This window comes from Pseudomonas sp. F01002, from assembly GCF_004402115.1.
In the GTDB taxonomy this organism is placed as follows: Bacteria; Pseudomonadota; Gammaproteobacteria; order Pseudomonadales; family Pseudomonadaceae; genus Aquipseudomonas; species Aquipseudomonas frigoris.
Genome location: NZ_SOPU01000026.1, coordinates 102,431 through 117,356, shown reverse-complemented (window position 1 = coordinate 117,356; position 14,926 = coordinate 102,431). Strand labels below are relative to the sequence as shown.

Sequence of the window (14,926 nt, the reverse complement as noted above, 5' to 3'; positions counted from 1 at the left end):
GCCGCCATCTAACAAACAATATTTCGACACCGCACGCATTGTTTCCGGGTACTTGCAGGAATAACTCAATTTGACATCAAAAAAAAAGTAGACGGTTGATTTCAAATTGTGTCAGTTTTCTTTCGCCTTCATTGGGCGAGTGATAGGACGATCTCGCCAGAGATTGTCGCTGTCTGACAAAAAACTGTTCCATAGCTAAACAAGGAAGTGTGTTTATGTCGAAAGTAACAGACAACGCTATTGATACCGCCGAACAGGCGTTCCAGCCACTGCAAGCATTGGCTGCATCCAGTTCTGCGTTCAACCAGATCAATAGCTTCAGCCATCAGTATGATCGGGGCGGTAACCTTACGGTCAATGGCAAACCCTCCTTCTCCGTCGACCAGGCAGCTACCCAGTTGCTGCGCGATGGCGCTGCCTACCTAGACAAGGACGGCAGCGGCAAAATCGAACTCACCTACACGTTCCTGACCTCGGCGTCGTCGAGCACCATGAACAAGCACGGGATTACCGGGTTCAGCCAGTTCAGCGCTCAGCAGAAAGGCCAGGCTGTGCTTGCCATGCAATCCTGGGCCGATGTGGCCAATGTCACGTTCACCGACAAGGCCACGGGCGGCGACGGTCACATGACCTTCGGCAACTACAGCGGCGGTCAGGATGGTGCAGCGGCCTTCGCCTATCTGCCTGGCACTGGCGCGGGTTATGACGGTACTTCCTGGTACCTGACCAACAGCAGCTACACGCCAAACAAAACGCCGGACCTGAACAATTACGGCCGGCAAACCCTGACCCACGAAATCGGTCACACCCTGGGCCTGGCCCATCCTGGCGACTACAACGCCGGCGAGGGCGCTCCGACCTACAACGACGCGTCCTACGGGCAAGACACCCGCGGTTACAGCGTCATGAGCTACTGGAGTGAAAGCAATACCAGCCAGAACTTCAGCAAGGGCGGCGTCGAAGCCTATTCGTCCGGTCCGCTGATGGACGATATCGCGGCCATCCAAAAGCTCTACGGCGCCAACACCACCACCCGTACCGGTGACACCACTTACGGCTTCAACTCCAACGCCGGGCGCGACTTCCTGAGCGCGACTTCGTCGTCGGACAAGGTTGTGTTTTCGGTATGGGATGCGGGCGGCAAGGACACCCTGGACTTCTCCGGTTTCACCCAGAACCAGAAAATCAACCTCAATGAGGCCTCGTTCTCCGACGTTGGCGGCCTGGTGGGTAACGTGTCCATCGCCAAGGGCGTCACCGTCGAGAACGCTATCGGCGGTTCGGGTAACGACCTGCTGATCGGCAACAGCGTGTCCAACGAACTGAAGGGCGGTGCCGGCAACGACATCCTCTTCGGCGCGGGCGGTGCGGACAAACTGTGGGGTGGCGCCGGTTCGGATACCTTCGTGTTCGCGGCCAGCAGCGATTCCAAACCCGGTGCTGTCGACCAGATCCTCGATTTTGTCAGCGGCCTGGACAAGATCGACCTGACCGGTATCACCAACGGCGCAGGCCTGCATTTCGTGAACTCGTTCACCGGTGCGGCAGGCGATGCGGTGTTGACCTCTTCGGGTGGCAACAGCCTGTTGTCGGTGGACTTCTCCGGGCATGGCGTGGCTGATTTCCTGGTCAGCACCGTGGGTCAGGCGGCTTACTCCGACATCGCTGCGTAATGTGAGGTGAAAAGGAGGGCGGCGCAGACGCGCTGCTCTCTGCACCTTGATCGGAGTAAAGCGCCTTATGATCGATAACGGCTTCACTTACAGAGCAACCGCGTGGCTATTGGCGACGTTCATGATGTTTTTTGGAGATGTAGCCATGGCGAGCAGCCTGAAATTAGCAGACCCCTCGGAACTGGCCGGCAAATGGCAGGCGACCCTGATCGCCAAAGATGACTCGCCAGAGTCCCAGGCGTTGCAGGACAAACCGTCCAACGCCTGCGTCATCGACTTTCAACCGAAACAGACGCTGGGTGAGGGCGCCGATTGTCTCAGCGCCTGGCTGGACGGCGAATCTGCGATTGGCTGGTTCCCTGAGCCGGATGGCCTGGCGATCACCGGCAAAGAAGGCTCGAAGATTCTATTTCTCAGCCGCCAACGCGACGGATCGTATAAAGCCACATTGAAATCCGATCTGGTCATAACACTTGTGCGCCAGGTGCAATAACACGATTCGAATATAACGCTCGTCATTGCCGACATAAGCGCGACACAACTAGTGGAGGCGCTCTGCCGCCCACGAAAAGTTGTTATTAGTTTGTAAGCGCAACTGCAAAGCCTATATCCGCCCCTGCGCGGACAGTTAATGGAAACTTCGCCAGATAGGGCGAGGAATAACACCTCAGGAATAACCCATGAAGATGGCAAAGAGCCCGGCCACCGCACCATTATTCAAAGCGCTGGGCGACTACAAGAGCATCCTGATCAGCGTCGGTTGTTTTACTGCGTTAATTAACGTGCTGATGCTGGTCCCGTCGATTTACATGCTCCAGGTCTACGACCGCGTGCTGTCTTCGCAAAATGAAACCACCTTGGCGATGCTGTCGTTGATGGTGGTCGGGTTCTTTGCCTTCATCGGTTTGCTTGAGATCGTGCGTAGCTTCATCGTTATCCGCATCGGCAGCCAACTGGAGCGCCGCTTCAACCTTCGGGTCTATCAGGCCGCATTCGAGCGCAACCTGTTTCGGGGCGAGGGCAACGCCGGGCAAGCCTTGGGGGACCTGACGCAAATTCGCCAATTCGTCACCGGTCCTGCGCTGTTTGCCTTCTTCGATGCGCCGTGGTTTCCGGTCTACCTGTTCGTGATCTACCTGTTCAATGTCTGGCTCGGCGTGTTTGCGACGGTGGGCGCGGTGGTGCTGATTGGCCTTGCTTGCCTCAACGAGACAATGACCAAAAAGCCCTTGGGCGAAGCCGCAGGGTATTCCCAGAAATCCAGCCAACTGGCCACCAGTCACCTGCACAACGCCGAAACCATTCAGGCCATGGGCATGCTCGGGTCGTTGCGTACACGTTGGTTCCAGGTCCATTCACGTTTCCTCGGCTTGCAGAACCAGGCCAGCGATACCGGTGCCGTCATCAGCTCTCTGAGCAAAACCCTGCGCCTGTGCCTGCAATCGTTGGTGCTGGGGCTGGGTGCATTGCTGGTGATCAAGGGTGATATGACGGCCGGGATGATGATCGCCGGTTCCATTCTGATGGGCCGCGTCCTGAGCCCCATCGATCAGTTGATCGCGGTATGGAAACAGTGGAGCGGCGCCAAACTCGCTTACCGTCGTCTTGATTCGTTGCTGCAAGCCTTTCCACCGAGTGACGAAGCCATGGCGCTGCCGGCGCCGAAGGGTCAGATCAGCTTCGAACAGGTCAGCGCCGCGCCGCCGGGGCAACGGGCCGCCACGCTGCATTTGGTCAATTTCAGCCTCGGTGCCGGGGAAGTGCTGGGCGTGCTCGGCGCCTCCGGTTCTGGCAAATCGACATTGGCCCGGGTGCTCGTTGGCGTCTGGCCGACGCTGGGCGGTACGGTGCGGCTCGACGGCGCGGACATTCATCGCTGGAACCGCGACGATCTCGGTCCCTACATCGGTTATCTGCCACAGGACATCGAGCTGTTCAGCGGCAGCATCGCCGAAAACATCGCCCGGTTCAGCGAGGCGGACCCGCAAAAAGTCGTTGCAGCCGCGCAGCAGGCCGGCGTTCACGAACTAATTCTGCGCATGCCGCAAGGCTACGACACCGTGCTCGGCGAGGACGGCAGCGGCTTGTCCGGGGGGCAGAAGCAGCGTGTGGCACTGGCCCGCGCCCTGTATGGCAACCCGCGCCTGGTGGTGCTGGACGAACCGAATTCCAACCTCGACACCGTGGGCGAAGCAGCATTGGCCAGCGCCATTGCGCAAATGAAAGCCCAAGGCACCAGCGTGATTCTGGTCACCCATCGCTCCTCGGCGCTGGCCCAGGCCGACAAGTTGCTGGTGCTCAACGAAGGACGCTTGCAAGCCTTCGGTCCGAGCCAGGAGGTGCTGAAAGCGCTTTCCGGCGCCCAGGAACAGCAACGGGAAAAAGCCGCGCAAGCACCGGGCGGGCTCAGCATGAGCCGGCAGTATCAGCCCTCGACAAGGAATTCGGGTGTATGAGCAACATCAGCGAAGCCACCATGGAACACGACTACATCGCAGAACGCCCTGAGCGCGACGCGCGTTTCTTCGCCCGCATGGGCTGGATTCTGGCGATCGTCGGCGCCGGCACTTTCTTCACCTGGGCCAGTCTCGCGCCTCTTGACCAAGGCATTCCCGTGCAAGGCACGGTCGTGGTGTCGGGCAAGCGCAAAGCCGTGCAATCGATGAGCAGTGGCGTGGTCAGCCAGATTCTGGTGCGCGAGGGCCAAGTGGTGAAGCAGGGCCAGCCATTGTTCCAGCTCGACCAGACGCAAGTCGCCGCTGACGTGCAATCGCTGCAAGCTCAATACCGCATGGCCTGGGCCAGTCTGGCGCGGTGGCAGAGTGAACGGGACAACCTCAAGCAAGTGAGTTTCCCCGCTGAACTGAGCAACAATCCTGACCCGCGTCTGGCCTTGGTGCTGGAAGGTCAACGGCAGTTGTTCAGCAGCCGCCGTGAAGCGTTTTCCCGGGAACAGGCTGCCTTGCGCGCCAGCATCGAAGGCGCCAGCGCGCAACTGGCTGGCATGCGCCGCGCCCGTACGGACTTGACTGCTCAGGCCAGTTCTCTGCAACAACAGTTGAGCAACCTTCAGCCCCTGGCGGATAACGGCTACATCCCGCGCAATCGGTTGATGGAGTACCAGCGTCAGCTGTCGCAGGTTCAGCAACAATTGGCAGAAAACACCGGCGACAGCGGCCGGGTGGAGCAGGGCATCCTCGAATCGCGGCTGAAACTGCAACAGCACATCGAGGAATACCAGAAAGAAGTCCGTACTCAGTTGGCCGACGCGCAATTGAAAAGCGTGACGCTGGAAGAGCAACTGACCTCCGCCGGGTTCGATCTGCAACACAGCGAGATCATCGCCACGGCCGACGGCATTGCGGTCAACCTCGGGGTTCACACCGTGGGCGCGGTGGTGCGTCAGGGCGAAACCCTGCTGGAGATCGTGCCTCAGGGGACGAGTCTGGAGGTGGAAGGGCACCTGCCGGTCAACCTGGTCGACAAGGTCGGCACGCACTTGCCGGTGGACATCTTGTTCACTGCATTCAACCAGAGCCGCACGCCGCGCGTGCCCGGCGAAGTCAGCCTGATCTCCGCCGACCAGATGATCGACGAGAAAACCGGTGCGCCGTATTACGTGCTGCGCAGCAGCGTCAGCGATCAGGCCATGGAAAAACTCAATGGTCTGGTGATCAAGCCTGGCATGCCGGCGGAAATGTTCGTGCGCACCGGTGAACGTTCACTCCTCAACTATTTGTTCAAGCCGCTGCTCGACCGGGCAGGTTCCGCGTTGACTGAGGAATAAGGATGTTCCGCTGTATGAATAAGCTTTCCATGCTCGCCGCGACCCTGGCGTTGCTGACCTGCAACAGTGTGCTGGCGATGGGGCCGTTCGACATCTACGAACAAGCATTGCGCAATGATCCGGTGTTTCTCGGCGCCATCAAGGAACGCGATGCAGGCCTTGAAAACCGCGCCATCGGCCGCGCCGGGCTGTTGCCCAGGATCGGTTACAACTACAACAAGGGGCGCAACTCCTCCAAGGCCACCGCCCTCAATGAGCGCGGGCAGAACCGGACCGATGACCGCAACTACAGCAGTTACGGCTCGACCCTGACCCTGCAACAACCGCTGCTCGACTACGAGGCTTACGCGTCGTACCGCAAAGGCGTGGCGCAATCGCTGTTTGCCGACGAAGCCTTTCGCGGCAAGAGCCAGGAATTGCTGGTTCGGGTGCTGGAGAATTACACCCACGCGCTGTTCGCTCAGGATCAGATCGACATCGCGCAGGCCAAGAAAAAGGCTTTCGAGCAACAGTTCCAGCAGAACGAACACATGTTCCGACAGGGCGAGGGCACGCGTACCGACATCCTTGAGGCCGAGTCCCGCTATGAACTGGCCACGGCCGAGGAAATCGAAGCCCGTGATGAGCAGGACGCGTCGTTACGAGAGCTGGGCGCGCTGATTGGCGTGCCGGCGATCGACATCGGGGATTTGGCGCCGCTGGATCAGAGTTTCCAGACGTTCACCCTGCAGCCGGCCAATTACGACACCTGGCACGAGATGGCCGTGGCCAACAACCCGAATCTGGCTTCGCAGCGTCATGCCGTGGAAGTCGCGCGTTATGAAGTCGAACGCAACCGCGCCGGGCACCTGCCCAAAGTCAGTGCCTACGCCTCGGTGCGCCAGAACGAGTCGGAAAGCGGCAACACCTACAACCAGCGTTACGACACCAACACCATCGGCATCGAAGTCAACGTGCCGCTGTACGCCGGCGGCGGGGTGTCCGCATCGACCCGTCAGGCCAGCCGCACCATGGAGCAGGCCGAGTACGAACTGGATGGCAAGACCCGGGAAACCCTGATCGAGCTGCGTCGGCAGTTCAGCGCCTGCCTGTCGGGCGTGAACAAGTTGCGGGCTTATCAGAAAGCCCTGAAGTCTGCCGAAGCGCTGGTGGTTTCGACCAAGCAAAGCATCTTGGGCGGTGAGCGCGTCAACCTCGATGCGCTGAACGCCGAACAACAACTATTTACCACCCGCCGCGATCTGGCACAGGCACGCTACGACTACTTGATGGCCTGGACCAAGTTGCATTACTACGCCGGGACATTGAGTGAGCAGGATTTGGCCAAGGTTGACGAGGCGTTCGGCCAAGGCCCGAGAACCCAATAGATGCCCCCCTGTAGGAGCTGTCGAGTGAAACGAGGCTGCGATCTTTTGATCTTCAACGCTTTCAAGAACGTTAAAAGATCGCAGCCTCGTTTCACTCGACAGCTCCTACAAAAAACAAAAAAAGCGAGAAGTCATGAACACGGACGTACAGATCAAGCCGATGTCGGTCGGCACGCTATTACTCCTGGTGTCAGCAATGCCTGGCTCGGCGCAAGCCGCTTACCTGGAAACCGGCGTGCCCGGCGATGCCGCCAGTTGGCGCTCGACGGAGTTCCAGCGCGACTGGGGGCTTGCCCGCATGCAAGCCGATCAAGCCTACGCCGCCGGCATCACTGGCAAAGGCGTGAAAATCGGCGAGCTCGATTCAGGCTTCGATGCTGCCCATCCCGAATTCGCCACCGACCGTTACCACGCGGTGACCGCCAGCGGCAGTTACGTTGACGGCTCCCGGTTCAATGTCGACGGCACACTCAACGCCAACAACGACTCCCACGGCACGCACGTCGCCGGCACTATCGGTGCCTCGCGCGATGGCGCCGGCATGCACGGCGTGGCCTACAACGCGCAGGTCTACGTCGGCAACACCAACAAGAACGACAGCTTCCTGTTCGGCCCCAACCCTGATCCACGCTACTTCAAAGCGGTCTATAACGCGTTGGCGGATGCCGGTGTGCGAGCAATCAACAACAGCTGGGGCAGCCAACCGCCGGACGTCAGCTATCGGACCCTCGACGATCTGCATGCGGCCTACGCCCAGCACTGGAACAAAGGCACCTGGCTCGATGAGGCGGCGGACGTTTCCAGGCGCGGCGTGATCAACGTGTTCAGCGCCGGTAACAGCGGTTACCCCAACGCCAGCGTGCGCTCAGCTTTGCCTTATTTTGAGCCGGACCTGGAAGGCCACTGGCTGGCGGTGTCGGGGCTGGATCAAGGCAACCAGCAGAAATACAACCAGTGCGGGATCGCCAAGTATTGGTGCATCACCACCCCCGGCGCAAAGATCGACAGCACCATTCCCGGCGCAGGCTATGCGATCAAGTCCGGCACCTCCATGTCCGCGCCGCATGCCACCGGTGCCTTGGCGCTGGTGATGGAACGCTATCCGTACATGAACAACCAGCAGGCGCTGGAAACCCTGCTGACCACCGCCACCCAACTCGACGGTTCGATCACCGAAGCGCCCAATACCCGCGTCGGCTGGGGCGTCGCCAACCTCGAACGGGCGATGCACGGGCCGGGGCAATTGCTCGGACGTTTCGATGCCAATCTGGGGGCAGGGCAGAGCGATGTCTGGAGCAACGACATCACCGACAAGGCGCTGATCCAGCGTCAGAGTGAAGACGCGGCGGAACACAGTGCCTGGCAACAGACACTGAAGACCAAAGGTTGGGAGAACGGTGTACCTGTCGGTGCCAGCCAGCAGGATCAGACCGACTATGCGGTGGGCTCGGCACGCGATCTCGCCGCCTCCACTCGGGTCTACGAAGGCAGCCTGATCAAATCCGGTGGCGGACGCCTGATGCTGACCGGCAACAGCACTTATCGCGGGCCGACCACGGTGAATGGCGGTCTGCTGTCGGTCAACGGTTTGCTGGCATCGCAAGTGACCGTCAATGACAGCGGCACGCTGGGTGGGTCGGGACGCGTCGGCTCACTGACCGCCAACCGCGGCGCTACGGTTGCGCCCGGCAATTCCATTGGCACCTTGCAGGTCATCGGCGACGTCACGTTTGCGCCGGGCTCGACTTACGCGGTGGAGCTATCGCCGACCGATAGCGACCGGATCGTCGCGGGCGGCACGGCCATGGTCAGCGGCGCGACCGTCAGCCTGTCACTGGAAAATAGCCCGACCTTGCTCAGCACTCAACAAGTGCAAAGCCTGCTCGGTCATCAGTACAACATCCTGCAAGCGGCCGGCGGCGTTCAAGGTCAGTTCGGCGCGGTGCTGCCCAACTACCTGTTCATCGGCGGCAGCCTCGATTACGCCGCCACCGGCATTCAACTGAGTGTCGAGCGCAACGACACGACCTTCGCCAGCGTCGGCCAAACGCCGAACCAGCGCGCCGTAGCCTCCGCCGTGGAAGGCCTAGGGGCGGGCAATCCGGTTTACGAAAGCCTGCTGCTGTCGCCCACCGCGACGTCCGCCCAACAGGCGTTTCAGCAGTTGTCGGGGGAAATCTATCCGGCGCTGGGATCGGTACTGATCAATGACAGCCGCTACCTGCGTGATGCTGTCGGCGAGCGACTGATTGACGCCCAAGGCACTCAAAGCAATGGCTGGATCAAGGCGCTGGGCGCTTGGGGCAAAACTGATGAGCGCCATGACACCGCCGGTTACACCACCTCGATTGGCGGCTTGCTCGCCGGTGTCGACGGAGCGCTCGATGAGCAAACCCGGATCGGTCTGGTCACCGGCTATAGCGACAGCTCGGTGAGCATGGGCTCTGGCACTCACTCATCGGCCAAGGTCGACAGCTATCACCTGGGTGCTTATGCCGGCCGCGAGTCAGGTGCCTGGCGTCTGAGTGCCGGCGGTGCCTACAGCTGGCATCGGGCCGACGTCAAACGTGACCTGCAATACGGCGACGTCAGCGCCAAACAGAAAGCCAAGGTCGATGCCGGGACCACCCAAGTGTTCGGTGAAGCGGCGTATCGCCTGAACCTGCCACCGCTGGCGCTCGAACCTTTCGCGAATCTGGCTTACGTGCACCTCGACACCGAAGGTTTCACCGAGAAAGGTGACGCCGCCGCACTGAAAAGCAGTGGTGACACGCGTGACGCGGTGCTCAGCACGTTGGGCGTGCGCGCATTGAAAACCGTGAACCTCTCCGGCCAGCAGAAACTGGACCTGAGCGGCAGCCTCGGCTGGCAGCACAACCTGAGCCATACCGATTCCGAAGAGCACCTGGCGTTTGCCGGCGACAGCACAGCATTTTCCGTGGAGAGTTCGCCAATGGTGCGTGATGCGGCGCTGCTGGGCGCCCATGCCAGCCTCGCCCTGAGCCGGGACATCCGCTTGAACCTCGATTACACGGGCCAACTGGCCAGCCGCGAGAAAAGCCATGGAGTAGGGCTCAGCCTCAATTGGCAGTTTTAACCCGAACCCTGTAGCAGCTGCCGAAGGCTGCGTCCGGCTGCGTAGCAGTCGCAAAATCAGGCACTGCGGTCCGTCAGATACACCGTGCATGCAGGGTTTACGACTGCTGCGCAGCCGGACGCAGGCTGCGCCAGCTGCTACAGGACGTGTGAATTTGAAGGGTGCTTTTCAAGGCACAGGGATTTTGGCAACACAACTAAGGACGGTAGCTGGATGAATAACAAGCACAACAACCTGGCCTTGCTCTGCGCATTGGCCACCCTCGGTACCGCGCAAGCGGCGCCTTACGTGGAAAACGGTAGAGCAGGCGATCCCAACAGTTGGCGCAGCACTGAATTCAATGCCGATTGGGGGCTGGGAGCGGTCAACGCACAAGAGGCCTACGCCGCCGGTTACACCGGTAAAGGCGTGAAGCTGGGGATCTTCGATCAACCGGTCTACGCCGCGCATCCGGAGTTTTCCGGCCCGAACAAAGTGATCACTCTGGTCACCAGCGGCATCCGCGAATACACCGACCCGTACATCCCGGTCAAAGCCGGCGATGCGTTTCGCTACGACGGTTCGCCCTCGATCGGTTCCAACGGCAAGCTGGGTGCCCACGGCACCCACGTTGGCGGAATCGCTGCCGGCAGTCGCGATGGAGGCCCGATGCATGGCGTGGCGTTTGGCTCGCAGATCATCAGTGCGGACAACGGAGATCCGGGCCCGGAAGACGGCATCATTCGCGGCAACGACGGCGCGGTCTACAAGGCCGGATGGGATGCCTTGATCGCCAGCGGCGCACGGATCATCAATAACAGTTGGGGCATCGGCATCACCGATCGCTTCGACCTCGGAGGACGTAACCCCGCGTACCCGCATTTCACGGTGCAAGACGCGCAATTGCAGTTCAACGAGATCCGTCCGTTGCTCGGGACCAAACCGGGCGGAGCCTACGATGGCGCCATCGCGGCGGCTCGCAGCGGTATCGTGACGATCTTCGCGGCCGGCAACGACTACAACCTCAACAACCCGGACGCTATCGCCGGCCTGGGCTATTTCGTCCCGGACATCGCGCCGAACTGGGTCACCGTGGCGGCGTTGCAGAGGAACCCGGACCTCAACAGCCCGGACCTCTACAACATCAGCACCTTCTCATCGCGTTGCGGCTACACAGCAAGCTTTTGCGTGTCCGCACCGGGCAGCAAGATCTACAGCTCGATCATCAGCGGTACCAACGCCGACAACCTGACCACCGGCTACGCCAACTACAACGGCACCTCAATGGCGGCGCCGCATGTCGCCGGTTCCATGGCCGTGCTGATGGAACGCTTCCCGTACATGACCGGCGCCCAGGTCGCCAGCGTGTTGCGCACCACGGCCACCGACCTCGGTGCGCCAGGTGTCGATTCGCTCTACGGCTGGGGCATGATCAACCTGCGCAAAGGCATCGATGGCCCGGCGATGTTTGTCACCGAGCAAGACATTCCCGAGGAGTTCCGCATCCAGGGTGCCTACGGTTCGAGCCAGTTTGTGGCGGACTTGCCGGGGATCGGCGCGATCATCGACGCGGGCAAACCGACTGAACGCGTGTGCAATGACGTGCACTGCGGCCTCGACACGTGGCGCAACGACATTTCCGGCCATGGTGGCCTGACCAAGCAGGGCATCGGCACGTTGGTGCTGACCGGCGCCAACACCTACGCCGGCCCGACGCTGGTCAATCAGGGCCGATTGGCAATCAACGGCTCGCTGCTCTCGGCGGTCACCGTCAACGATAGCGGGATCCTTGGTGGTAACGGTCGCATCAGTGCGCTCACCGCGAAAAGCGGCGGCACCGTGGCGCCAGGTAACTCAATTGGCACCTTGCAGGTGGCGGGCGACGTGACCTTCGAACCTGGCTCGACGTACGCCGTGGAGTTGTCGCCGACCAGCAGCGATCAGATCGTGGCGGGCGGTAAAGCCGTGATCGACGGCGCTACCGTCAGCCTGTCTCTGGAAAACAGTCCGACCTTGCTGACCACCAGCGAAGTGAAATCCCTGCTCGGCCATCAGTACAACATTCTGCAAGCGGCCGGCGGGATCGAAGGGCGTTTCGGCGCCGTGCTACCGGATTATCTGTTCATCGGAGGCACACTCGGCTACTCGGCCAATGGCATCCAACTGGCGGTAGAGCGCAACGCAGCGTCCTTCGCCAGCGTCGGACAAACCCCGAATCAACGCGCCGGCGCCGCGGCCGCCGAGCAACTGGGCGCCGGCAATGCGCTCTATGAAACCTTGCTGCTTTCGCCGACCGCCGCCGTCGCGCAACAAGCCTTTCAGCAACTGTCCGGTGAGATTCACCCGGCGATCGGCACGCTGCTGATCAACGACAGCCGTTACCTGCGCGATGCCGTCGGCGAACGCCTGCGCGAGCGTGATCTGTTCAATGCAGCGGCACCCACCGATGACCGTAGCAACGCCTGGGTCAAAGTCCTCGGCGCCTGGGGCAAGAGCGATGGCGGGCATGACAACGCCAGTTCCAACAGCTCCATCGGCGGCTTGCTGGCCGGTGTCGACGGTCTGATCACGGAAGATACGCGGCTGGGTTTCGTGACCGGTTACAGCGACAGTTCGTTGAGCATGGGCGATGGCACGCATTCGTCAGCCTCCGTCGACAGCTATCACTTGGGCGCCTACCTGGGCCATGAAATCGATGCGCTGCGTTTGAGTGTCGGTGGCGCTTACAGCTGGCACCGCATCGACGTGAAACGTGACCTGCAATTCGGCGACCTCAGCGGTAAACAGAAATCCAAACGCGATGCGACGACTGCGCAACTGTTTACCGAAGCGGCGTATCGCCTGGACCTGCAACCGCTGGCGCTGGAACCGTTCGCCAACCTGGCTTACGTGCACCTGAACAGCGACAGCTTCACCGAGAAAGGTGATGCCGCGGCGCTCAAGGGTGGCGAAGACAACCGCGACGCCGTGCTCTCGACCCTCGGCCTGCGGGCGAGCAAAGCGATTGCCCTGTCGGACAAACAGCAGCTGGAACTGTCCGGCACGCTGGGCTGGCAGCACAACCTGAGCAACACCCGTTCCGAAGATCATCTGGCCTTCGCCAACGGCAATACCGCATTCAGCGTGCAGAGCGTTTCCCTGGATCGTAACGCCGCCGTTGTGGGTGCGCGGGCCGGTTTGGCGGTGGCGCAGGACGTTCGTTTGAGCCTGGATTACAACGGACTGCTTGGCTCCAACGAGAAAGACCACGGTGTGGGTCTGACACTCGACTGGCAGTTCTGATTTAACGTAAAGGAAGCAAACCTATGGGACTGTTTGATTACAAAAATGCTGACGGCAAGGCGTTGTACAGCGACGCCATCGCGCTGACGCTGTATGCGTACACGCCAACAGGTAAACCGCTGCCGGCGACCGGTTGGGCGCCGATTGGCGCCACGCAGCTGGGTTATCAAGGCAAGGTCGGCGCACAAGGCACCTACTATGGTGAGAAGGATGGCTTCACCAGCGCCGAAGCCGAAGTGCTCGGCAAGTACGACGCGGCGGGCAAGCTGATCGGTATCGGCATTGCCTTTCGTGGCACCGGCGGCCTGGGTTACAGCGACACCTTCGGCGACATGAAAAACAACCTGCTGGCTGCTGTCGGCCCGGTGGATTACGCGACGAACTACGCGAAAAACGCTTTCGACAATTTGCTCAAGGACGTCGCTACGTTTGCGCTCGCCCATGGCCTGAACGCCAGGGATGTGCTGGTCAGCGGTCACAGTCTCGGTGGATTGGGCGTCAATAGCCTCGCCGAACTGAGCGGCAACAACTGGGGCGGTTTCTTCAAGGAGGCCAACTACGTTGCCTTCGCCTCGCCGACCCAGAGCGCTACCGGCAACAACGTGCTGAACATCGGTTACGAGAACGATCCAGTGTTTCGGGTACTCGACGGCACCACGTTCAGCAGCGGTTCCCTGGGCAAGCACGACGGACATCAGGACTCGGCGACCAACAACATCGTCAACTTCAATGACCAGTACGCGTCCACCTCGCAGAACCTGGTGCCGTTCAGCATCCTCAACCCGCTGAACTGGTCGGCTCACGGCTCGCTGGGTTATGCCGACGGTTTGAACCGGGTGATCGACTCGCGTTTCTACGACCTCACCGACAAGGACTCGACGCTGATCGTGTCCAACCTGGCGCAAGCGTCCCGGGGCAAGACCTGGGTCGAGGACCTTGGACGCAGCGGCGAACCTCACACCGGCAGCACATTCATCATCGGCACCGACAGCAACGACCTGCTCAAGGGCAGTGCCGGCAATGACTTCATCGAAGGCCGCGATGGCAATGACCGGTTCCGCGATGACGGTGGCTACAACCTCCTGCTGGGCGGCAAGGGCAGCAACACCTTCGAATTGCAGAAGCCATTGCAGAACTTCAGCTTTGCCAACGACGGCGACGGCACGCTGTACGTGCGTGATGCCTATGGCGGCATCAGCATGACCCGCGACATCGGCGCGCTGGTCAGTCAGGAGTCGGGCTCATGGTGGGGGAGCAAGGAGGTGACTTACAGCGTCACCGCCAACGGTTTGCTCAACGGCAGCGAACTGACCCACTACAACCACTCGCTCAACGGTGACGCCTACGGCAACACACTGGCGGCCACTGTCGACGGCGACTGGTTGTTCGGCAATGCCGGCAACGATCTGCTGCGCAGTGACAAAAGCCACGTGACCTTCGTCGGTGGCGCGGGCAATGACGTAATGCAGGCCTCAGGTGGCAACAACACGTTCCTGTTCAGCGGCGCCTTTGGTTTCGACGTAATCAATGGCTACCAGAGCAACGACAAACTGCTGTTCATGGGCGTTCAGGGCGCGGGGCAGGGTTATGACTTCAAGCAACACGCTTCGCAGTCGGGCCATGACACGGTGCTGAAGATTGGCGACTTTGCCGTGACCCTGGTGGGGGTGGGACTGGATAACCTGTCGGCTTCAGGCATTACGTTTGCCTGAGGCTGCATGCACTAAATGCTCCGGGGCGC

At 60.7% G+C, this 14,926-nt stretch carries 8 protein-coding genes; all 8 read left to right on the top strand.

Translation table 11 applies throughout. The features are described 5' to 3' along the window. The first annotated feature begins 215 nt into the window (after positions 1 to 215). Positions 216 to 1,673: a serralysin family metalloprotease gene (locus E3W21_RS22625; RefSeq protein WP_134421915.1), complete on the top strand. Its 1,458-nt coding sequence runs from the start codon at positions 216 to 218 to the stop codon at positions 1,671 to 1,673. Positions 1,674 to 1,740: 67 nt separating this feature from the next. Beyond that, the gene (locus E3W21_RS22620) at positions 1,741 to 2,166 is read left to right on the top strand and encodes an AprI/Inh family metalloprotease inhibitor (protein WP_134421914.1); all 426 of its coding nucleotides are present in this window, start codon (positions 1,741 to 1,743) and stop codon (positions 2,164 to 2,166) included. A gap of 187 nt (positions 2,167 to 2,353) precedes the next feature. Then, entirely contained in the window at positions 2,354 to 4,129 is a 1,776-nt protein-coding gene (locus tag E3W21_RS22615; RefSeq protein WP_134421913.1) for a type I secretion system permease/ATPase, read from the top strand. After that, on the top strand, positions 4,126 to 5,460 hold the full coding sequence (locus tag E3W21_RS22610) for an HlyD family type I secretion periplasmic adaptor subunit (protein ID WP_129444213.1): 1,335 nt from the start codon (positions 4,126 to 4,128) through the stop codon (positions 5,458 to 5,460). The genes E3W21_RS22615 and E3W21_RS22610 overlap by 4 nt, the downstream gene beginning before the upstream one ends. A 2-nt stretch (positions 5,461 to 5,462) precedes the next feature. Beyond that, the gene (locus E3W21_RS22605; RefSeq protein ID WP_134421912.1) at positions 5,463 to 6,827 is read left to right on the top strand and encodes a TolC family outer membrane protein; all 1,365 of its coding nucleotides are present in this window, start codon (positions 5,463 to 5,465) and stop codon (positions 6,825 to 6,827) included. A gap of 133 nt (positions 6,828 to 6,960) precedes the next feature. After that, complete coding sequence (locus tag E3W21_RS22600) at positions 6,961 to 9,924, top strand: autotransporter serine protease (RefSeq protein WP_134421911.1); 2,964 nt, start codon at positions 6,961 to 6,963, stop codon at positions 9,922 to 9,924. A gap of 213 nt (positions 9,925 to 10,137) precedes the next feature. Continuing rightward, positions 10,138 to 13,185, top strand: coding sequence for an autotransporter serine protease (locus tag E3W21_RS22595; RefSeq protein ID WP_134421910.1), 3,048 nt, complete (start codon positions 10,138 to 10,140; stop codon positions 13,183 to 13,185). Positions 13,186 to 13,208: 23 nt separating this feature from the next. Further along, a complete protein-coding gene (locus E3W21_RS22590) occupies positions 13,209 to 14,897 on the top strand; it encodes a polyurethanase (RefSeq protein WP_134421909.1) in 1,689 nt (562 codons plus the stop codon). Positions 14,898 to 14,926 lie beyond the last annotated feature (29 nt).

Coding starts and splice junctions, on each gene's coding strand:
- E3W21_RS22625 (WP_134421915.1), top strand. CDS start 216: ATGTCGAAAGTAACAGACAACGCTATTGATACCGCCGAACAGGCGTTC.
- E3W21_RS22620 (WP_134421914.1), top strand. CDS start 1,741: ATGATCGATAACGGCTTCACTTACAGAGCAACCGCGTGGCTATTGGCG.
- E3W21_RS22615 (WP_134421913.1), top strand. CDS start 2,354: ATGAAGATGGCAAAGAGCCCGGCCACCGCACCATTATTCAAAGCGCTG.
- E3W21_RS22610 (WP_129444213.1), top strand. CDS start 4,126: ATGAGCAACATCAGCGAAGCCACCATGGAACACGACTACATCGCAGAA.
- E3W21_RS22605 (WP_134421912.1), top strand. CDS start 5,463: ATGTTCCGCTGTATGAATAAGCTTTCCATGCTCGCCGCGACCCTGGCG.
- E3W21_RS22600 (WP_134421911.1), top strand. CDS start 6,961: ATGAACACGGACGTACAGATCAAGCCGATGTCGGTCGGCACGCTATTA.
- E3W21_RS22595 (WP_134421910.1), top strand. CDS start 10,138: ATGAATAACAAGCACAACAACCTGGCCTTGCTCTGCGCATTGGCCACC.
- E3W21_RS22590 (WP_134421909.1), top strand. CDS start 13,209: ATGGGACTGTTTGATTACAAAAATGCTGACGGCAAGGCGTTGTACAGC.